General features: G+C 62.6%; 16 protein-coding genes. 5 read left to right on the forward strand and 11 right to left on the reverse strand.

Features of this window, described 5'->3' with window-relative positions; translation table 11 throughout:
• Positions 1-1,287 carry an MFS transporter gene (locus tag AC6H4Z_RS06535; protein ID WP_497545938.1) on the reverse strand — a complete coding sequence of 429 codons (1,287 nt, stop codon included), beginning with the start codon at positions 1,285-1,287 and terminating at the stop codon, positions 1-3.
• Positions 1,288-1,330: 43 nt separating this feature from the next.
• Complete coding sequence (locus AC6H4Z_RS06540; RefSeq protein ID WP_497545939.1) at positions 1,331-2,116, reverse strand: LolA-like protein; 786 nt, start codon at positions 2,114-2,116, stop codon at positions 1,331-1,333.
• Positions 2,117-2,244: 128 nt separating this feature from the next.
• Here AC6H4Z_RS06540 and AC6H4Z_RS06545 point away from each other — a divergent pair, with 128 nt between their 5' ends.
• The 3 genes from AC6H4Z_RS06545 to AC6H4Z_RS06555 all read left to right on the forward strand — a co-directional run bounded on the left by AC6H4Z_RS06545 (position 2,245) and on the right by AC6H4Z_RS06555 (position 4,100).
• Positions 2,245-2,931 (forward strand): DUF4412 domain-containing protein, encoded by a 687-nt coding sequence (locus AC6H4Z_RS06545; protein WP_497545940.1) that lies wholly within the window; start codon positions 2,245-2,247, stop codon positions 2,929-2,931.
• A gap of 73 nt (positions 2,932-3,004) precedes the next feature.
• On the forward strand, positions 3,005-3,388 hold the full coding sequence (locus AC6H4Z_RS06550; protein ID WP_497545941.1) for an MbcA/ParS/Xre antitoxin family protein: 384 nt from the start codon (positions 3,005-3,007) through the stop codon (positions 3,386-3,388).
• Positions 3,348-4,100 (forward strand): RES family NAD+ phosphorylase, encoded by a 753-nt coding sequence (locus tag AC6H4Z_RS06555; RefSeq protein WP_497545942.1) that lies wholly within the window; start codon positions 3,348-3,350, stop codon positions 4,098-4,100. The genes AC6H4Z_RS06550 and AC6H4Z_RS06555 overlap by 41 nt, the downstream gene beginning before the upstream one ends.
• Positions 4,101-4,125: 25 nt before the next feature.
• Here the strand turns inward: AC6H4Z_RS06555 and AC6H4Z_RS06560 are convergent, their stop codons facing one another.
• A complete protein-coding gene (locus tag AC6H4Z_RS06560; RefSeq protein WP_497545943.1) occupies positions 4,126-6,567 on the reverse strand; it encodes an ABC transporter permease in 2,442 nt (813 codons plus the stop codon).
• A gap of 65 nt (positions 6,568-6,632) precedes the next feature.
• Here AC6H4Z_RS06560 and AC6H4Z_RS06565 point away from each other — a divergent pair, with 65 nt between their 5' ends.
• Entirely contained in the window at positions 6,633-7,934 is a 1,302-nt protein-coding gene (locus tag AC6H4Z_RS06565; RefSeq protein WP_497545944.1) for a VanZ family protein, read from the forward strand.
• A gap of 53 nt (positions 7,935-7,987) precedes the next feature.
• Positions 7,988-8,227, forward strand: coding sequence for a hypothetical protein (locus tag AC6H4Z_RS06570; protein WP_497545945.1), 240 nt, complete (start codon positions 7,988-7,990; stop codon positions 8,225-8,227).
• Here the strand turns inward: AC6H4Z_RS06570 and AC6H4Z_RS06575 are convergent.
• The 8 genes from AC6H4Z_RS06575 to AC6H4Z_RS06610 all read right to left on the reverse strand — a co-directional run bounded on the left by AC6H4Z_RS06575 (position 8,214) and on the right by AC6H4Z_RS06610 (position 19,839).
• The gene (locus AC6H4Z_RS06575) at positions 8,214-10,022 is read right to left on the reverse strand and encodes an NAD(P)-binding protein (RefSeq protein WP_497545946.1); all 1,809 of its coding nucleotides are present in this window, start codon (positions 10,020-10,022) and stop codon (positions 8,214-8,216) included. The genes AC6H4Z_RS06570 and AC6H4Z_RS06575 overlap by 14 nt on opposite strands.
• Before the next feature lie 100 nt (positions 10,023-10,122).
• Entirely contained in the window at positions 10,123-11,274 is a 1,152-nt protein-coding gene (locus AC6H4Z_RS06580; RefSeq protein WP_497545947.1) for an NAD(P)/FAD-dependent oxidoreductase, read from the reverse strand.
• A gap of 70 nt (positions 11,275-11,344) precedes the next feature.
• On the reverse strand, positions 11,345-11,779 hold the full coding sequence (locus AC6H4Z_RS06585; protein ID WP_497545948.1) for a hypothetical protein: 435 nt from the start codon (positions 11,777-11,779) through the stop codon (positions 11,345-11,347).
• Between the two features lie 54 nt (positions 11,780-11,833).
• Positions 11,834-15,454 (reverse strand): ABC transporter permease/M1 family aminopeptidase, encoded by a 3,621-nt coding sequence (locus AC6H4Z_RS06590; protein WP_497545949.1) that lies wholly within the window; start codon positions 15,452-15,454, stop codon positions 11,834-11,836.
• Positions 15,455-15,457: 3 nt separating this feature from the next.
• Positions 15,458-16,342, reverse strand: coding sequence for an ABC transporter ATP-binding protein (locus tag AC6H4Z_RS06595; protein WP_497545950.1), 885 nt, complete (start codon positions 16,340-16,342; stop codon positions 15,458-15,460).
• A gap of 113 nt (positions 16,343-16,455) precedes the next feature.
• On the reverse strand, positions 16,456-17,229 hold the full coding sequence (locus AC6H4Z_RS06600; RefSeq protein WP_497545951.1) for a DUF4159 domain-containing protein: 774 nt from the start codon (positions 17,227-17,229) through the stop codon (positions 16,456-16,458).
• Positions 17,230-17,290: 61 nt separating this feature from the next.
• Positions 17,291-18,409 (reverse strand): alpha/beta fold hydrolase, encoded by a 1,119-nt coding sequence (locus AC6H4Z_RS06605; RefSeq protein WP_497545952.1) that lies wholly within the window; start codon positions 18,407-18,409, stop codon positions 17,291-17,293.
• A gap of 53 nt (positions 18,410-18,462) precedes the next feature.
• On the reverse strand, positions 18,463-19,839 hold the full coding sequence (locus AC6H4Z_RS06610; protein ID WP_497545953.1) for a serine hydrolase domain-containing protein: 1,377 nt from the start codon (positions 19,837-19,839) through the stop codon (positions 18,463-18,465).
• Positions 19,840-19,898: the final 59 nt, after the last annotated feature.

Genomic DNA, 19,898 nt, shown 5'->3' on the forward strand with positions numbered 1-19,898 from the left:
CTACTTGGCTTGCATCGCCTGCTCGGCCGATAGTATTCCGCGTTCGACGTAGATCGGTCGCACGTGTTCGCGTAGTGTCGGGAGTTTGAGAGCCAACCATAATGCTGCGGCCACGCAGGCCACGCCTCCAACAGAGATCGTGGCTTCGGCGCCGATGCGCGCGGCAACGAAACCGGCGAGCAGACTCCCCAGCGGTGCAGTGCCGAGGAACGCCATGGTGTAGAATGCCATCGCTCGGCCGCGCAGCTTCTCTTCGATGATCGTTTGTAGAATCGTGTTGGTCGATGCGAGCTGCACCATGAATCCGGCACCGACGATCGGCAGCACACCGAGCGCGATCCAGAACGACCGCACGAATCCGAACGCGATCAGTCCGGCGCCAAAGGCGAACGTCGCAGCCACCATGACTCGCCCTAACCCGAGCACGTTGGGGCGCGACGCGAGATAGAGCGCGCCAGTCACGGCTCCGAGCCCAGATGCCGTCATGAGAAAACCGAGCGTGTGCGCGCCGCCGTGAAAGACGTTCGTCGCGATCACGGGCATGAGCACGGTATATGGCATTCCCATGGCGCTCACGATCGCGGTGAGGATCAGCGCGGTGCGAACAGGCGGGAAGCCAGCAACGTATCGGAAGCCGGTGCGAAGATCGTCGAGCACCGAGCCTCCGCTTGGGCGGGGCGGCTTCACGGCAATCCGCATGACGAGGAGCGAGATGATCACGGCGATGTACGAGATCGCGTCGATCATGAAACACCAGCCTTCGCCGACCGCGGCGATGATCAATCCGCCGATCGAGGGGCCGAGGATCCGGCTCGCGTTGACCATCGTCGAGTTGAGCGCGATGGCGTTCGGCAGGTCGGCCGGATCGTCGACCATCTGAATCACGAACGACTGTCGCGCCGGCGTATCGAAGGCGTTGATGATGCCCTGTGCGATCTGCAGCGCGATGATCCACCCGACGGTGATCACGTGCGTGAGCGCGAGAATAGCGAGGGCGAGCGACTGCATCGCCGACAGCGCCTGCGTCCACACCAGGATAGTGCGCCGGTCCATGCGGTCTACCAGGACGCCGGCGAAGGGCGAGAGCACGAGCGTCGGAATCTGGCCCCAGAAGCCGACGACGCCGAGCAGGAACGCGGAGCCGGTGAGGCGGTAGACTAGCCAGCTCGTCGCGACGCGCGTGATCCAGGTGCCAACGAGCGAGACGCTCTGGCCGCTGAAGAACAGTCGAAAGTTGCGGTGCGCGAGAGCACGTGCGATGTGCGGGCGGGGCGCGTCGGTGGTCACGACGCGCTCTTCCGCACGGTCCCTGCCAAACTCCGTGGTGCGCTTACTTCTTTGCCCAGTGCGGTGCGGTCGTCCACGTCTTCACGTCGAACAGCGCGGCGGGGAGTGCGATGTCGGTTTTCCAGTCGGAATACTCCTCGGTCTGAATGACCTTGCCGTTGATGGCCATGACGATCTTGGTGGCCAGCCACGCCGGACCAACTGGTTCGTAGCCATCGAGGGCGATGTCCATCGTGCTCGTGCTGTCTCGCTTGAGGATGGCGCGTACGACGACGTTGCGCTGTTTGTCGACCCAGAATTGCGACGACGTCGTGTCGGACGCGGCCGCGGCTCCAACTACCCATACCGGGCGGTCGCGCCACGTTCCCGCGGTCACGCGTGAGAGATCGATCTTCATCGCACTCACCTCGGCGACAGTCTTGGCCATAGGCTGGACGTAGACGCCTTCGATCAGCGGCAGGAACTCGTTGCCGCTACCGTTCGTGCGGGCGAGCGCTCCGTTGCGAAGGACCCAGGATGAGTCCGCTGTGTAGAGCATGCCATTGCCAGCTGCCAATTCGCCCACGTCGATGCGAAGCTGTACGCCGGTTGCCGGTGTATAACGGAGACTCTCGTGCCAGGTCCCGACGTTCGGAGTTCCATCGCGGCCCGTCGTCGTCGTCTTTTGCACGAACGTCAATGTCTTGTACCACTTGCCGGCGTACGCGGCTCGCATTTGCTCGAGCACCGCAGCGCCGTCGCGCGGAGTCTGTGCGACGAGTAGCGACGGGAGCGCGAGTGTGAAGGCCGCGAGAGTCGCGAATGACCGGAGCAGAGTGCGTGTTGGCATCGGAGGATTTTGGAGTGGTTCCGGGCAACGTATGTAGCGTGCTGTAGCTGCGCCACAGGGCGGCGCCCATCCGACGTGGAACGCTGGGACTGTTTGCAATAAATTGACAACTTCACCAAGGAGGTCGAATGCGTTTCAGCTCTGGTTGCATCACCGCGGCCGCTGCACTCGTCGCCGCCGCCGCGCCGCTGTCAGCCCAAGCCTTTGAGGGACGGATCGCCTTCAAGGTGTCGAGTGAGAATGGGCAGACTCACGAGATGGAGTATCAGGTCAAGGACAACAAAGTGCGTTTCGATCCCGGTGTTGGCGGCCGGGGCGGACAGATGGGAATGGTCATGGATCCCGGCAATCAGAAAATGCTCATTCTGATGCCCGCGCAAAAAATGTACATGGAGCGATCGTTCGCGCCGGTCGTCGCGCAGGCGCGCGCCGGGCAGGCGGGAAAAGTCAACGCCACGGTCACGGCCACAGGAAAGAAAGAGACGATCGCGGGCTATCAGTGCGAGCACTTCATCGTGACGGATGACGACGGCAGCAATGTCGACGCGTGCATCGCCCACGGCCTCGGCTCGTTCCTCCAGCCGCCGAGCGGCAACCCAATGGCTGGCGGCGCGGCGAGCTCCGGGAACGAGTGGAGCAGCAAGATTGGCAAGGACGGATTTCCGCTCAAAGTGACGAAGGGCAACACTACGATCATGGAAGTCACCAAGATCGAAAAAGCGTCGCTCGATCCGTCGCTATTCTCGCCGCCCACCGGTTGGAAGAAGTTCGACATGCCGAACATGCCCGGCATGCGTCCGCCGCCGCAGCAGTAAGGGCGCGGTCCTGGGCGGATTGGAGCGTTTTGTGCCTTGCACATGAAATAGTAGAGTCGTAGTATTTCATGTGATGACAACCCCTCTCCGCCCAGCCGATCAGCGAGTACCGGACCCGGCGCCGGTACTCGCCAAGGCTGTGCTATCCGCGGCGGCTCGACTGGGCTTGCGCAACAAGCAGCTCGCGGCGGTGATCGGTTCGAGCGAGGCGTCGGTGTCGCGCCTGCAGCACGGCCGCGGGCTCGACCCGGCGAGCAAAGAAGGCGAGCTCGCGCTGCTCTTTCTGCGCGTCTATCGCAGCCTCGACGCACTCGTCGGCGGCGACGACGATCGAGCGCGCCAGTGGCTTCACGCCGACAACGATCACATCGGCGGCGTACCGGCCGAACGACTCCGCACCGTGGAGGGCCTGGTTGATGTCGTCCAGTATTTGGACGCGATGCGCGGGCGACTCTGAGTTTCGGTCGCTGCGGCTCACGCCGTGGCGCGCCGTCGAGGCGCAGCATCAGGTGTCGACCCGCAAGCTCGTCGACTCGGCCGAAGAGCAGATTCTCCTCGAGGAGTTGATCGACGGCGTGAAGCCGCCCGACCTGACGCGCGGCCGGTTGCACTATCTGCTCTCCACGCCCTTTCGCTATCCGCCCCTTCGCCACGGATCGCGCTTTGGAAAGCGACACGAGCGCGGGATCTGGTACGGGTCGGAGTCGCGCCGCACGGTCTTCGCCGAAGTGGCGTATTACCGCCTCGTATTCCTCGACGGAACGCGTGCTGACCTCGGCGTCGTGACTACCCAGCTGACCGCATTCACGATTCGCGCAAAAACGGCGAAGGGCATTGATCTCGTCGCGTCGCCGTTCGATGCACACCGACGCGCGATCGCGTCGCCGACGAGGTATGACTCGACGCAGGCGCTAGGTGCAGCGATGCGCGAGGCGGGCACCGAGCTCTTCAAATTTCCGTCGGCGCGGGATGCGGACGGAGTGAATGTCGGCGTCTTCGTGCCCTCTGTATTTGGCGGAGCGCGTCCGCGCGAGCTCGAGACGTGGCACTGCACCGCGACGCGGGAGCGAGTCGAGTTTACGACGCGCGACTACTTCAAGCGCGAAGCAATGACTTTTCCGCGCGAGAACTTTCTCGTCGGTGGGTCGCTCCCAACGCCGGCAGTGTAGCCACTGCCGGCGACAGAACGTCGGACTACTCGGAGCGCATCGCGATCACGGGATCGACCGCCGCCGCTCTGCGCGCCGGCAACCAACTCGCGAGAACGGCAACGCCGATGAGCGTCACGGCGACACCGCCGAATGTCGCGCCATCGATCGCGGCAACGCCGAACAGCATCGTGCTGATCAGGCGCGTGAGCGCAAACGCGGCGATGAGTCCGATCGCAACGCCACCGACCGTCAGCTTGAGGCCCTCACCGAGCACCTGGCTCAACACACGCTGCTGAGTGGCACCGAGCGCGATGCGAATGCCGAGCTCACGCGAGCGCTGCGCGACAGTGAACGAGATCACGCCGTAAATGCCGATGGCTGCGAGCACGAGTGCGATTCCGGCGAAGACCGCCAACATCGTCATATAAAAGCGTGGCTGCGCAACCGAGTCCGACACCACCTGCTCCATGGTCGACAGTCCGATGACGGGCAATCGAGGATCGATTTCGCGAACCTGCGCGCGCACAGCGTTTTCCACGGCCACTCGCGACGCGCGCGTCCGCATGATGATGGAGTTCTGCGCACCGGGAAACACGTTGTACGGCAGGAACACGCTCGGGAACAACTCCGCCGAGAGACCGCGCTGCTTCACGTCGCCGATCACGCCGACAATTTCGCCGCGTACACCGGCGGTGTCTGTGGGCGACGAGTTGTTGTAGCTCATGCCGAGCGTGATTTCTTTGCCGACCGGATTCTGATTCGGGAAGTACCGTCGCGCCAACTCCTCGTTGATCACGAGCACCTGATGGCCGTCGCGACGATTCTCGGCTTCGGTAAAGAAGCGACCGCGTTTCAGCGTCATTCCCATTGCGTCGAAGTATGACGGCGACGCCGCGTGCACTTCGGTGATAGTGCGATGCATCGGATCCTTCGGTGGCTCGCCGACGACGTCGAACATCGTCATCATCGTAATACGAGCGAGTGGACGTCCCACGGTGACGCCAATTCGCTCGGTTCCGGGCAGCGCCTGCAAACGGTCGACGACGCCTTTGATGGCCGCGATCCGCGCTTCGTCGCGCGCGTACTTTGCCGGCGGAAGCGACAGATCGAACGTCACGACGTTCTCCGTACGGAAGCCGGGATTCACTCGGCTCAGCGCGACGAAGCTCTTGATCAGCAGGCCAGCGCCGATGAGTAGCACCACGGCGAGTGCCATCTCTGCCACGACGAGTCCCGCACGCAGCCGATTGATCCCGCCGCGACTCGAGCCGCGAAGATTCTCGCGCAGCATCGACGCGATATTCGGTCGCGCAGCGTACAGCGCGGGGACGAGCCCGAATAGAACACCCGTGAGGACGGACACGATCGCGGACACCGCGAGTACGCGGCCGTTGACGGCCACGTCCTGCAGCCGCGGCAGAAGTCGCGGTCCCATCGCCGCGATCGCACTCACGACCCACGCCGCCGCGGAGACTCCGATCGCGGCACCGGCGAGCGTCAGCAGCAGTCCCTCGGTGAGAAGCTGTCGGACAATTCGCGCACTCGGCGCGCCGAGCGCGGTGCGCACCGCCATTTCACCGGAGCGGGACGTCGCGCGAACGAGCAGCAGGTTCGCGACGTTTGCACAGGCGATTAGCAGAACGAAGCCGACTGCCCCGAGAATGGAGAAGAGCGTCGTGCGCAGATTGCCGACCATCTGCTCCTGCAGCGGGTACACCGTTCCGCCGAACTCCTGATCGAAATCCGGATACTGTTCGCCGAGCCGCCTCGCGAGTGTTTTCACATCTTCGCGGGCCTGCGCTACTGTCACGCCATTCTTGAGTCGGGCGATGGCGAAGAACTGATGCGCGCCACGCGCGCTCGGGTCCGTCGACGCCACGATGGCGCGCGGAACCCACACGTCGACAGGCTGCGGGTAGTTCACCGTGCTCGATGCAACGCCGATGACTGTGAATGGTCGCTCGTCGATCGTAATGGATGTGCCGAGTATGCTGGGGCTTTCCGCGAAGCGCGTACGCCAGAGCTTGTCGGAGATCACCACGACGTTGGCCGAGCTCGGCCCACCTTCCGTTGGCGCAAAGAAACGGCCGAGCACCGGGCGAACACCGAGCACGTCGAAGAAACCGGGGCCAACATTGGCGCGGTCGAGCCGACTCGGCTCACCTCCACTCGTGGATGAGAAGTTCGCGCTACCGACTCCAAATTGGGCGAGGCCAGAGAAGCTCGTCGTCCGAGTCGTGTAGTCGAGGTAATCAGCGGGCGAGAGGGGAAACGCCTTCCCGTCGCGACCTGTCGACTCGAGCCGCACGAGTTGCTCCGGTGCCCGGAACGGCAGCGGCTTGAGGATGACGCCGTCAACGATGCTGTAGACAGCTGTCGTGGCGCCGATCGCCAACGCGAGGGTGGAAACGGCGACGATCGTGAACGCTGGCGCGCGAAGCAGCTTGCGCGCGGCGTATCGCAGGTCCTGGAGGAAGATGTCCATGGTTGGTCAGACACACTCGTGGCGCGAGGGGTTGCCGCCGCCTCAGTTGTCGTTGAGCCATCGGCATGATAGCATTTCGACTTCCTGGACAACGGTCACGCACTCGATTGCCCGACGGAACGAACGTACCCGCATCGCCTACGCGGGCGAGACTCAGCCTGGTCCTGCTGCTGTATTTTCTCGGCGTGATTGGAGTAATCACGCTGGCGCCCTTTCGTTTCTCCATGCCCACGGATGTAAATGTCTTGGCAACCGGTGGTCTGTTCGACATCGTCGCCAACATTTTGCTATTCGTGCCATTGGGATTTCTTTATCCGCTGTCGCGGCCCGGTGATCACGAGCCGTCGGTGATGCGCGTTCTGATGCTCGGCCTCTTGTTGAGCGCAGGCATCGAGACGACACAACTATTCGAGCGAGAGCGGTTCAGCTCCGTCGTCGACGTCATCACCAATGGTGCGGGCGCAGCGCTCGGCACATTCGTGCTTCGCGCGACAATGCGGCGCATTCGATCGAACGCGCAACTCGTCGGACGCCTGTCGCTCGAAATCCCGCTCATGGGTCTGATCTACCTGCTCGTCCCGCTGCTGCTGGTCGCGAGTCTGTCGGCGGTGATGGACCCATTGCGCATGGTGGCGCTGATTCCACTCGGCCTGACCGGTGCGCGTCTCATGGGAGCTGTGCAGCAGAATCACTTTGGTCCGAGCGAAGTGATCTCGCGCAAACAGGTGGGTCTCGTGGCCGCAGGCTGGATGGTGCTCGGCACCTTTCCAGTGATCCTGCAGCATCCGTTGCTCGGCGCCAGCCTCGTTGCGTTGGTTGGCGTTGCGACGTGGCATGAGTCGGCACCAGAGTCGCCGCGAGAGGGCGCAGAGCGGCGGTTTGAAGCCGACACGTTGCGTAGCCTTGCGCCATACGTTGCCGCGTATTTCATCGTCATCGTGTTCCTGCCGTTGGCGTCGGCTGTCGACGCTTGGCACTTCGAGCTCGGCTTGACTGGCGCGGGCAACAACGTCGATCAGCAAATGCTGCGGTTGTTGGAGCCAGTCGCTTCGCTGACGATGCTCGGCTACATCATCGCTGAAGCGCGCGGGCGACGCGAGCAGTCGTTCGGAGCGGTTGTGACTCGGGTCGCGCCAGAGTGTGGCGTCATCGCGCTAGTGATGGAGGTGAGTCGCGGTTTTCAGCCTGGCACCGGCGCGAGCGGTATCTCAGTCGGCCTGATGGTCGGCGGCGCCGTGCTTGGAGCGGGGATGTACCATAGCCAGCGCGAACACGTTCGCTGGACCCTCGCACACCGCGCGAGTTCGCGCCGAGATCAGGTTCTGCCCGCGGCGAATACGGCCTTTGCAGTTCCGACGTCAGAGTAGATTAGTCGCACACGCATCGAGTAAACCGACCGCATCATCGCAAGGAGCGTCCAATGTCCGACGAGGATCTCAGAGCAGAGCTGGAACGACTTCGTAAGGAGAACGATTCGCTGAAGAAGGGTGCGGCGAAGGGGATCTCGATGAAGGTGAGCGAGAAAGGCGGCCTGTCGATCTATGGCCTTGGCCGATTCCCGATCACGCTGTACAAGGAACAGTGGACCAAGCTCCTCGATATGTCCGATGAGATCCGCGCGTTCCTCGTTGCGAACGACGCTCAGCTCAAGACGAAGTAGCGGCCCACTCGCCCAGGCGTTTGCCCTGGGCCATTGCACCGGTGGCGCTCTGGTGTCCATTGAGCTCGGAATGTCCGATGGCGATGCGGCCAAATCCCTTGGCCACGACGTCGCGCGGCGCGGGCTTCCCGTCGTTGCCGTAGTACCAGCCAACGGGCTGCACCAGGCGCGCGTGGCCCCAACGGTTCAGGACGATTCCGGCGACATCCTTCTTCGCGTCGAAGCCGCTCGACGCGAACTGTCGCCGCAGTTGAGCCATGAGCATTCGCTCATAGTCGGCATAAGGCGTTGCCAATAGCTTGGCGCGATTCATCGTCCCTTGTTCCAGCGCCGAGTGGCCGGGCGTGTAGAGGCCAATGTAGTAGGTCAGGACGTTCGGCTTATCCGGGTCCACCGGCGCGTCGTAGCCACCGACGGTCATCTGGCGTCGAATGTTCGCCACGAAGCCAAGACCCTGATCGTCGAACCAGCGCGCGGCGGTGATGCCGAGGCGGTGCATGAACCGCCAGTTGGTGAGCGCAACGTTGACGATGAGCGCGGGCGCGTATTGGAATGTGTTGTATGCGTCGCGAATGTCGGCCGGCACGTCAGCGATGACGCGCTTGTTCACCCAGCCGCCAGTCGCCATGGCGACGCGTCGTGCGCGCACACTCAACAGTCGTCCGTCCTTGATGTACGTAACGCGAACGGCGTCGGCCGAATCGGGTGAACCAAGGTGTTCGACGCGAATCGCGGTGGTGCCGACGCGCACCCGAGTTGATGCGCCGCGCCGATCGAGTGCCGTCCAGTTCACGCGGCCATTGAGGATCCCGTCGAACGACGCGTCGCCGGCGATGGCATCCGGAATCAGCTTCTTCACCAGATGCCTGCCGTAGGTGACGTTGCCGCCGGGAAATGACAGCCCAGGGCCGCTATTCCGTCCGCGCGGCCGACTCACGCCTGGCATTCCGATCTGTTGCGCCGCGTGCGCGCTCACGGCATCGGGACTCGCGCCGCTGATCAGACCAACAATCGGCTCGATCACCTTCACGACGTCGTCGTGGTAGCCGGCCTTGTTGAGAAAATCCTTATACGTGATGGTATCGAGGTACCGCGCGAACTGCTCCGGCGTTCGCCCCTGGACGTTCGGCGGGGTGCTCCGCCATTGCAGCAGTTCACGCTTCACGTCGTCTGATACGGCGAGTTCGCTCAGGTCGTTCTGCCAGATGTTCTTGAGCCAGGTGGGCTTGGGCGTTCGGCCAAGCGACGACCGTTCGTCGAAATAGTAGCCGATATCGATGCCATACTCGCCGATGCCGTCCATCGGCTGGTAGTTGTCCTGCGCCATGCGGAGTTCGGTCGCGCCGGTGGCGCTGCGCGACCACGTAAACTCCCGCGGCATGCGCAGGTCGTCCCACATCTCGCTCTGCCAACCGGCGCCCTCTCGCGGAACGCCGAAGTCGTTCGAACCCTGCGGCGCGATCAGCCGAACGCCATTGACCAGAAACTCGTTTTGCTTCGCTTCGCCGCCGAAGATCGGATGGTTATCGAGTACGAGACACGTTTTTCCGTTCTCGGTGCTCTTAGCGAAGAAGTACGCAGCGGTGAGGCCGGTGATCCCGCCGCCAACGACGACGAGATCGAAAACTTCACCTGTGTCGGTGGCCTTTGGCGACGCGCCGTACTTGCCATCGCGAATCGTATGCGCCGCGTCGATGACGGCCTTCGTGTTGCCGTTCGATTTCGCGTAATCACCAACGCCACCTGGGCCGGTGAATGTGTCGGCCGGCGCCGATGCCTCTGCTGCCGCCGCCATTGCTGCGGCGGGCGACGGAGCGCTCAGGAGCGCCGCACCGACGCCAACCAGCGTGGCGTCGATGAAATCGCGCCGAGTAATGGCGCGCGGCGCTCCGTCGTCAGACGACGTTGTACTCTCCGGCGCTCACGCCAGCTTCGAAGCGGCCCCACCGCAGGCCGTCGATGTCGATCGTCGTCGATCGACCGTCGAGAATCTCTTCAGCGAGTGCCAGGCCCGCCGCGGGACCGTGCATCAGTCCATGCCCACTGAATCCCGCGCAGGCAAACAGACCCTCGACTTGCGGGAGACTGCCGAGGATCGGCTGATCGTCGGGCGTGACTTCGTACAGGCCGGCCCACTCCGCCGCGATCTCGGCTTCACCGAGCAGCGGAAGACGCTCCATAGCATTCTCTAAATGGTGCAGCCGCCACGCTTCGTCGACGCTCGTATTGAAGGCAGGTGGTTCGTCGCGATTCGACATCCCCGTAAGAATTCCGGGGCCTTCGCGGTGAAAATACAGCGAGCGCGAAAAGTCGATCACGAAGGGGAAGTCGGGGCGCAGACCCGGGATCGCCGCAGTGACCGCGATCTGCCGGCGAATCGGCTGAATCGGCAGATCGATGCCGGCCATCGCGCCGACCTGTCCCGACCACGGACCCGCCGCGATCACGACCGTCGGCGTATCGATCGTTCCCGTCTTCGTGACCACGCGCTGCACTCGGCCGCTGCTCGTGTCGATTGCGGTGGCTGGCGCGCTCGTGACGAGCGTGGCTCCAAGGCGGCTCGCGTTCGAGACGTAGCCTTGCAGCAGGCCGTGCGGATCGACCAGGCCATCGAGCGGGCACCAACTCCCGCCGATGATGCCCGTGATGTCCACCTCGGGCGCGAGCGCCGCGATTTCTTCCGGGCTGATGATCCGACTCGGCACACCGTGCGCGTTCTGCAGCGCGACGTTCTTGCGGAACTGCTCGAGGTCCGCTTCGGTGTCGAGCATGAAGAGATAGCCGCAGCGCTTGATCCCGAGCTCCTGATCCATCTCACTCGGAAAACGCTCCATCATCTCGAAGCTGAGCTTCGAAAGTTCGATGTTGACTGAAGTGGCGAATTGATAGCGAATGCCGCCGGCGTTCAGTCCTGTGGAACCGAGCCCGAACATCTCGCTCGCTTCGAGGACGACGACGTTGGTGCAGCCACGCTTGGCCAGATGGTACGCAGTGCTTGCGCCCATGATTCCGCCGCCGATGATGACGACGTCGGCAGTGGATTTCATGATGTCACGGATTGAGGACGAATCGGCATGGCCACAATCTGCCGGGTGCGCCACGCGCGCGGCAAGGCAACTAGGGGCAGCGCACCAAATTCGTTTGACGGTTCCGGATCGCAACGACCGACGTGATGTCGCCCGCGGGTGCTCCCGGTTCGTCCGGGATCTGCTGGATGCGCAACTCGAGTGTGCCGCCGTTTGCGTCAGTCGCGTGCCCTGTCACGCGCGTCGGCGTCGTGCCTTCACCTGGCATCGGAGGCACGCCGCCGATGCGTGACCGCTGTCCCGTGAGGACGAAGTTGCCCTGGTCGTCGGTGAGCAACGGCGCGCTGATCTTCACTAAGCCGCACCCGAGGTCGATGCTGGCGGATTGGGCGTCGGCATGGACCATGGCGTTCGACGCCCCGAAATCGCCGACGATCACCTGCTTCGGCAGCGGATCGGCTGATCCGCTGCAGGCGGCGAGGGTCGCGACAGCGACGAAAACGGCTACGGCACGTGAGGTCACCATGGCGAAACTATGCGAACTGCTGCCGCGTCACTCTGAGGCTTCCAAGCGCGTCGGCTAGGGCTTCGTCACTGCCACGACATTATCCTCGGGCGTTCGGTCGATCAGCTTGTTGTACGGATCGATGCCGGCCTTCTTCGGCTCTTTCGCTACGACCAAGTCGATTGTGGTCACCGGCTGCGTGATCCGAATCTTCTTGACCAAGAGCGGCTCGCCGAGTTTTTGTCCCGCGACATGTTCGCCAAATACGCCGACGTCGATATAGTCGGCGATCGGCACGTCGCGCGTGTTGCCGAGTGAGTCGCCCTTGAGCTTCTTCGACCGCAACACGAGATGTACGGCGTACGAACCATCGGGCCGTTTGGTGGTCGTCGCGCTATCGGCCTTGTTCTCGTAGAACGTGATCTCGTTGAAGAGATCATTCAGCACGTACTTGAGTGAATCGGGCGTGACGTGATCCAGCTCGGCGTATAGGTCGCGGGCCGTTGGGTACGGCGGACCCTTGAGCGCCCACTTGGCCAGGAACGCGCGCAGCGCCGTGTTCATCGCCGCTTCGCCGATGTAGTCGCGCAGCGCGTAGAAGGCGAGCGAACCTTTTTGGTAATGGATGTACGGTTGGTTCTCGACGAGCAGGAGCGGCACTTCCTTCTTTCGCTCGTTGCCGCGCCCGCGCAGATAGCCATCGAGCTCGCGTCGCAGGAATTTCTGCGCGGCTTCGCGGCCGTACCGCTTCTCCATGACCGTGAGCGCCGAATACTCGGCGAGGCCCTCGGAGAACATCGTCGAGCCCTGACCGTCGCCGCCAACGACCTGGTGTGCCCACCACTGGTGTGCGAGCTCGTGGGCCGTGACGAAGTACGCCCAGTCGATTTTGTCGTCGCCTTCTTCCTTGCGATACAGAAAGCCAATCGCTTCGGAGTAGGGAATGGTGTTGGGGAAGGCCTGCGCGAACGTCTGATACTTCGGGAACTCGATCACGCGGTACTGCCGATACAAATACGGCGCGAAGTTCGTAGCGAAGTAGTCGAGTCCATCTTCCGACGCCTGGAGCATCGACGGCAGCGCAAAGGCATGATCCGGCATGTAGTAGATCTCGAGCTTCACGCCGTTGTGCTCCGCGCGCTTCACGGTGTATCGCGCAGAGAGCGTGGCATAAAAGTCGAGGATCGGACGATCCATCACGTAGTGAAAGCAGTGACGACCGTTATCCGTCCACTCGCGCTCCAGGTAGCCGGGAGCGATCGCGATCTGATCGGTGCTGGTGCAACTCGTCTCGTCGAACGAGATCCAGTCGGCGTCGGAGGTGAGATAGCTGTTCCGGCGCACCGCGGGATCGTCGATGAGTTTCATTCGCGGCTTGGGCTTGAGCCCGTTGCGCTGGCGAATGTCGTCGTCGGCGAGCTCGCCGCCTTCCTGATATCCAAACGCCGGCACGTACTGCGAGTTCATGAACGAGCCGTTGTACGCGACATCGTTGTTGAACGCATCGTTTGGAAAGCCCTTTGGCTCGAAGCGACCCGCGAAGCGAACGGTCAGCGATTCTCCCGTCGCCAACGGTTTCGCGAGACGATAGAGCCGAACGCCGTTCGGGAGATCGTCGTTGATGAGCGACGCCTCGCGGTCGAAGACGAGCGAATCGATGGCCAGGCCAGTGCTCGATGCCGCCTCGAATTGATTCGTCGGCGTCGGACCGGTTGGCCGCAGGGAAATAAACAGGGTGTCGACCGAACGCTCGTTCTGGTTCACCGCGCGCAACGTGCCGTGCCACGCGGCCGCGCGGCGCTCAGGGTAATAGTCGTGTTGCAGCGACACGCCGACCAATCGAGGTTGGGCGAGCGACTCGAGCGGCTTGTATCGCGTCTCGAAGGCTTTCACACGGCGTTCGGCGGTGCGCACTTCGCTGTACGCATTGAGCCAGTTCGCGTTGTAGACGAAGATTCCCGCGAAGGCAACAGCAGCGAGGCCAAAGCCGCTCACAGCGAGCGCGCCGCCTGAGCGCCATCGAATACCGGCAGTGCGCCGTCGGGCCACCCAACTCGTTTCCGTTCCGCGCACGAGCGCCAGGTACCCGAGCGTCGCGATGGCAAGGCAGGCGAACGCGGAGTAGAAGCCGATCGTGAGAATTCTCGGAAGGTACGGGCCCCATCCAGCCATGTCCGAATACGTGAAGTCGGCAGGACGGCCGATCTGATAGATCCGATGGTCGAGTCCGAGCGTGCTCATCACCTGAATGCCAATCCAGTAGGTGATGATCACCAGATGTCCTACGAACTTCTGATTGACTACCGCGTGAACGCCCATCGACAGCGCGACGATGGCGAGCGCGATCGGCAGCGCGATGAGCCCGATCATCTGCGCGTACAGGCCGACCTGAAAGCGCGTGTACCCCTGCGCCGCCTGGATGATGATGCCACCCAACGTCGTCGCAATGAGCAGCACGACGATCGACAGAAAGATTGCGACGAGCTTGCCGCCAAACATCACCCACGACGGAACGGGCATCGCGTCCTGCAGCTGATCGGTCTTGAGCTGACGCTCGCGCCAGATCAACTCACCGCCGTAGAGAGTCGCGAGGAGTACGATGAACAGAAACGCGCCGCCCGTGACATTAGGTGCGATCGCCGACGTCACCGGCCAGATGGCCGAGTCGCCAGGATGCGACGCGTACCACGCACCGACCATCAGGTTGATCACGCAGATCACCGAGATCGCCAGGAAGGGCGGTTCACGCACGATCGATCGCAGGTGGAAGAGCGCCTGGTTGATCAGTGCGCGGCGCCACGACGCATTGTCGTACCGGAGCGACACGACGGGCGTGGGTGGCGCAACGACCTTCGTCGTTTCCGCGCGATTCGTCTTTTTGCGAAGAGAAATCCCCTGCTGAAGGCGCAGCCGGAAGACCGCGGCTACGAGCGCGAACAGTGCGAGCGCCGTGCCGATCCACAACATCCGGTTCTGCACCATCGATCCCGCGAACGGAATCAGTCGCGTGTTCTTCTCGGCAACACTCCAATAGCGAATGGCGATGTTCGTCGTGGTGATGGCGAACGGGTCGATCAACGCGGCGAGTGAGAGCTTGTCGAGACTCCCGACGACCTGCTGCGTGATTTGCCAGACGACGAGCAGGATGATTCCTGTGACGTAGACAGCGAACAGCTTCCGCGTGAGTGCACCGATCGCGAAGAGCAGGGCACTGACGAAGAGGAGGTTGGGAAGCGCGACGATGAAGAACGGTTGGAATGCCGCGGCGAGCGATACCGGGCCGAGTTTGTCGGCCGGCACCCACGGCATGAGTGTGCCAATGAGCAACCCAATCGGCAGCGCCGCGTAGATCACGACCATGATCACGAACGCGCCCGCAAAGCGACCGAGCAGATAGCCAGCTTTGGTGAGCTGTGTCGTGAACAGCAGCTCCTCGGTGCCGAGTTGTGAGTCGCGCAGCACGGCGGTGCCGGCGATCGCCGTCGTGATCACCTGACCGATGGCCGTCAGAATGCCGATCGCCGACGCGAGCACGAAAGGAGCGTTGCGATGGATCTGTCCCGTGCCGCCAATCGTTAGGAACGAGTCGCTCGCGGTCGAGAAGAACGCCATGAAGAAGAACAGCGCGAAGAAGAGCAGCGTTAGTGGTCGTTTGAACCAGTACGCCAGCTCGAACGTGAAGACAGTCCAGAACATGGCTCAGGCCTCCGCGAGCGCGCCGCCACCTACCCGATGCATGTAGACATCTTCGAGCGTCGGATCCACCGATGTAAAGCCGTCGCCGGGTGCGCTGTCGCTGAACACGTGCACCACTGGATCGCCGGCAACGAGTCGCACGCTGATCACCTTGAGCGCCGACTGTACCGCGGCGAGTTCCGGTTTGCGAATACGCTTTCGCCAGATGTGTCCGCGCACGTCATCGAGTACCTGGCTCGGATCGCCCTGCAGAATCACCTGACCACCGTTGATGATCGCCATGCGGCGACAAAGCTCTCGCACGTCTTCGACAATGTGCGTGGACAGGATGACGATGACGTCGTCGCCAATCTCGGAGAGCAAATTGAGAAAACGATGACGCTCGGTCGGGTCGAGTCCCGCGGTCGGTTCATCGACGATCAGCAGTTTCGGCCGACCGGCGAGTGCGATGGCGATGCCGAGTCGCTGTTTCATTCCACCCGAGAATCCGCCAACGGCTTTCTTTCGCGCATCCCAGAGGTTGGTCTGCTTGAGCAGCGCGTGCACGAGATCGCGTCGCTCACCTGCGTTCGCCACACCTTTGAGCGCCGCGAAATGATCGAGCACGCGCTCGGCTCCAAGGTTTGGATAGAAGCCGAACTCCTGCGGCAGGTAGCCGAGGACTCTGCGAACGTCGTCTGGCTGGGCGAGTACGTCGATGTCGCCGAGTCGGATGCTTCCTGAGTTGGGCTGCTGCAACGTCGCGATCGTCCGCATCAGCGTCGACTTACCGGCGCCGTTGGGGCCGAGGAGGCCGAACATGCCCGCCGGGATCTCGAGCGAGACATCGTTGAGGGCGCGCACGCCGTTGGCGTACGTCTTGGAGAGGCGATCGATGACGAGGTTCATGGCAGCCTGGTCGAAGGTGAGCGACCGGACGATTGTACGGCATCGGTCAGGCGCTCAGCAAGACGACTCAGGGGCTAGGGGCCAGATCCCTGGTCTCAGGTCTCTGGGAGCCCTCAGTGCGTCAGCGCGTAGATCAGATAGTTCACGCCGAGTTTGTACGCCTCGTTGCTCCCGGCAATCGGCTGAAATCCGCTCGCGGAGAATTCCCAGAAGTTCGATACGTCGGTATTGAAGTTCAGCAGGACCAGCAATCGCTTGTTGGGATCGTTGTCGGCAAAGAGTGCGCGAAAGATCGGCGGGCCGCGATCGTAGTACTGCTGGACGATGCTGAACGACGCGATATCGAAGAACGAGTGAAAGATCGGGTGCGTGATCGAGATGTCGACGAAGTGAAGCTCCGGGAACACGCGCGAAAAATTCCGGGCGATGTTGTCCATGCCCATGTTGCCGGGATAGCGACCGTCGCGTGTGTCATCGAGGATGAGAAACCCGCCACGCAGAAGGTATTTTCTGAGCGCGGCGCCCTCTTTGTCGGACATGATCCAGTATCCGCCCTCGGTCATGTACGACACCGGATACTTGAACAGAGCGGGGTCGTCGAGCGCGAAGACGTTCGTTCCGTCGCGGTGCGCGTCGAGCACGCTGACCTCGTGCGTGATTGCCAGCAGATTTTCTTCGGCGTGTGCGTAGCCGTGGGCCCACGCAGGGAGCCCGAGGTAGTAGTACCCTCCGGACGCGACGGCGTACTTGACTCGCGCGAAGGTGAAGCGGCCGTCATATGAAAGGTTCTTGACGACCGGATCGCCCTGCAACTCGCGGAAGCGTTGCGCGAGTCCGCTCGACGCGAATGTCGCGATGATCAATCCAGACAGGAGCGAGCGCCTCATACTGCTAGCTACGGCGGGTCGATCCGGTCAGCAAGCGAACGACTGCATCGCCACGTCCTTCTTAGCGAGTTCTTTGCGACGCACCCGAGAGAAACGCCGAGATCGTTTGATTCAGAAAATTGCGATCCTCGGGATTGCCACCGGCGCCGGCCGGGTGGCCCCACAACGACGGAATCGGAACGAGCGAGACAGTCGACATGAACTGTGCCTCGTAGCGCGCGTCGCCTACCGGGAAGTAGAGGTCAGTCTCCGACGGCATGTACAGAATCGGCACCTTGATCGAGCGCAGTGCGCGCTCGATGTCGCCGTTGAATCCGGGCGTAGTCCCAATGTCGTGCTTCTCCCACGTGCGCGCCTGGAGAATGATGTCGTTCGCATCGGCGCCGGAGAGAAAGTTCGTGCGGAATGTTTGCAGATACTGCTCGAGCGTCGTGCCAGGCGCGGCATTCGTCTTCCAGAGCTCGCGTCGCCACCACTCTTGAGAGTAGAGCCATGCCGCCCAGACCATCCCGAACGCTTCGAGTCCCTTCTTTGGCGGCGACGTGTAGTCACCGTTGTTGAAAGTCTGATCGGCCGTGAGCGCCGCGATCTGTCCTTCGAGCCGTGCGATGCCGTGGCCGTACGCCTTTGCCGTGCCCGACGTCGCGACGATGCGATCAGCAAAGTCGGGATGACTTACGGCCCACTGAAAGGCCTGCTCGGCGCCCATCGAAAAGCCAATAATGGCGCGCAGATGCGTGACCTTGAGATCGCGCGTCAGCAACTGATGCACTGCATCGACGTTGTCCCGAATCGTCATCACAGGAAAACGCGGGCCGTGAAACGGTTCCGGCGTATTGCTCGGTGACGACGAATGTCCGTTGCCGAACAATTCGGTCGCAACGAGAAACAGCGTAGCGGTGTCGAGCGCGCGACCTGGTCCAATCAGCCATTCGTAGCCGTGATGCGTCGCCATATAGTGCGACGGAAGCAGCACGACATTGTCGTGGGCGGCGTTCAGGTGGCCGTAAGTACCGTAGACGACGACGGCCTTGGGCAGGACGACGCCACTCTCCGTATGGAAGTTCTGAATCGCGAATTCGTGATGCTCGGCGCGGTCGACACGCTGGGCGCGAGCTGGACCCACGAAGGCGAGAGCGGCTGTGATGACAACGAAGGCGGAGGCGCGAATGGATCGCATTGTCTTTCCGGATGACGAATGCGTCAATCTTCGCACCTCGGCCTCGTGGCCCGCTAGCCGCCGACGAGAACTTGAATGCTCCTGATGCGCGGGCGTGCGCCGGCGTCGACCTCAAACTTCAGCGTTGCTGCGCCTTCGTTCGCCGTCATGATCGATGCTTCGACCAACTCGGCGCTGACTTGATCGAGGCCCGCAATTTTCAATGCGCCGAGATTGGCGTGCAATCCACTGAACCGCTCTGCGCGCTGTGTCGCCGGCGGAGATCCCGGCTCGATCGCGAAGTTGTCGCCAATGAACTTGGTCAGCGCCGCGAGATCGCCCCCATTCACAGCTTTGATAAAATCTCCGATCAGCGTTGCGACCGCCACCGGCGGGGCCTTCGCACTCGCTCGTGGACCAGCCACGGTCTGAGGCCCACCATCCACCGACGGAAGTCCAAGCGCCTCGGCGATCGGTTGGCGAATCGCGGGAAGTCGAACGTCTGGAGTATTCGACGCGATGATGATCTCGATGCCGCGCCCCGGAAGTCGCTCGTAGAGAAACGAGTTCACGAGATCCGACCCCGCCAATCCGATCGGCTCGTTCGGATTGAACCGCAGATTGCGCGTCGCCGGCTTGAGCAGCTTGTCGGTTTCGAACAGCGCCGTGTAAAACGCGTGCATGTCGCCGACCGTCGACAGCATTCCGCCGTTGCCGCGGAGATTCCAGTACGGACCATCGGGCGCGTGCGGCTTCGACAGCATCGTGCCCTGATCCGCGCCGCCACGATAGCCGTGGGACAGGCGCTTGAGATCGAAGCCGGGGAGCAACAACCCAGTTTCATTGAGCCCGACCGGTTTGAGAATGTTGTCGCGCACGAACTCGTCGTATGTCACGCCGCTGACGTTCTCGATCACGGCCGCGAGAATCGAGTAGCCGGTATTCGAGTATTGCTCACGCGCTCCGGGGGTGAAATCGAGAGGCCGCGCCATCGCCGCGTCGAGGAATGCCTGTCGCGTGAGCGGCTCGAAGTCACCGCCGAGTCCAATGGGAAAACCGGCAGTGTGTTGAACGAGTTGCCAGAGCGTGATGTTTCGCTTGTCCGCCGGCGCGTTCGGCAAAAACTTCGCGAGTGAATCGCGGATGCTGAGCTTGCCGCGTTCGTGCAGCTGCAACAGCGCGACGACGGTGAAATCCTTGGTATTCGAGCCGATTTGGACGACCGTGTTTGGCCCGAATGGCGATTTCGTTTCGCGATTGGCCAAACCGTAGCCGCGCTCGAGGAGCGTCGAGCCGCCTCGGTCCACGCGCACCACGCCGCTGAATCCTTTTGCCTCGAGCGCCCGCAAACCGGCGTCGATATGGGCCGCAGCTGGATCGGGCGTCTGGGCCCGGACGGACGCAGCCAGCAGCGAGCAAAGGGCGAGCGCGGTGCGATACGGACGGTGCATACATCCTCTCCAATACTTGGTGGGGGGCGCGCGACGGATCGTCATTCGACACGGCCCTC

The sequence above is a fragment of the Leucogemmata humicola genome, from assembly GCF_055379415.1.